Raw genomic sequence first — 1063 nt, 5'->3', positions numbered from 1 at the left:
AAGAAGATTTAGAGTTAGCCTTGCATTTAATTAATCATCGCCCAAGAAAATGTCTTGGTTGGAAAACTTCATACGAAGCGTTTTGGGAAGAAGTGTCGCAGTTAGATTGACAAACCGTCTTATGAATAAACTTAACACAACTATAACGCCAATTATTGAAATTCCCATAAGAAGGAAATGAAATAATTGCCATGAAATATCAAAGAAAAAGTTCATTTCAAAATCCCTCCTCTCATTTATGCTTTAATTCTTTATTTTCTTTCTCTAATTTAGCGACTTTCGCTTCTAATGCTTCAATCTTCTTATTCGGTCCCACTCGATTTTTAAAGAAAGCAATAAGAGCCAAAATTAATATAAAGTAAAACATAGTAAACATAATAATAATTTCCATAATGTCGCCTCCTTCATATTTTTATTTGTAAGGAGTCAATCTGTTCCTTTAATTTAAACCTTAACATAAATCCCTTTTTAATTAGGAATGTTTTTCCACTCTGTTCTTATACTATCCTGTATCTAAATTTAATAAAGAAAAAGCAATCCCGGCTTATTCAAAGGATTGCAACATTACTGGCGTTCATAAATAAGATTAGCCTGATATTTATTCCTTAGTAAAAATGATTCTTTTACTTTAATCCTATTCATACAGATTAAAAGAAGGACGACCGGATACCTCGATCGCCCTTCTTTTCAATATCTAGTTAACTCTTCCCTTGACTCTGCTTATAAAACTCATGAAACAGCTTCATTAACGCTCGCTTTTCAATGCGAGAAACATAGCTTCTAGAGATCCCCAATTCTTTCGCGATCTCTCGCTGGAAGATCCCTTTAATTTAATAAGAAGGTTTTATCTTCTTTTCTCTAATGTTTTTATGGCTCTAATTAGCCAATACAAAACAATCCAAGGAAAAACAAATTTTGTAGTCCATTCAATTAAACTAAAGACGATCATTAGCTTTGCATAAAGTTATTAAAAATTTGTCAAGTAGTTTCAAGTAGAAATTTATGGTTTCAAGGCACAAAAAAACTCCTTATAATTAGGATTGGTAGTTCTGTCCAAATCCCA

1 protein-coding gene and 2 pseudogenes are annotated in these 1063 nt (G+C 31.6%); 1 reads left to right on the top strand and 2 read right to left on the bottom strand.

Annotation, left to right across the window (positions count from 1 at the left end):
* A pseudogene (locus tag AC1FXP_RS23465) lies at positions 1–110 on the top strand (IS30 family transposase); the annotation flags it as partial.
* Positions 111–232: 122 nt separating this feature from the next.
* Here AC1FXP_RS23465 and AC1FXP_RS23460 read toward each other — a convergent pair.
* On the bottom strand, positions 233–391 hold the full coding sequence (locus AC1FXP_RS23460) for a hypothetical protein (RefSeq protein WP_480064317.1): 159 nt from the start codon (positions 389–391) through the stop codon (positions 233–235).
* 307 nt (positions 392–698) lie between these two features.
* Positions 699–815, bottom strand: a pseudogene (locus AC1FXP_RS23455) (sigma factor-like helix-turn-helix DNA-binding protein); the annotation flags it as partial.
* Positions 816–1063: the final 248 nt, after the last annotated feature.

The sequence above is a fragment of the Halalkalibacter sp. HAAS-P013 genome, assembly GCF_056619925.1.
This window is presented reverse-complemented; position numbering and strand designations above follow the sequence as displayed.

Bases quoted from the DNA above. Each gene is read 5' to 3' on its own strand.
- AC1FXP_RS23460 (WP_480064317.1), bottom strand. From the start codon at position 391: ATGGAAATTATTATTATGTTTACTATGTTTTACTTTATATTAATTTTG.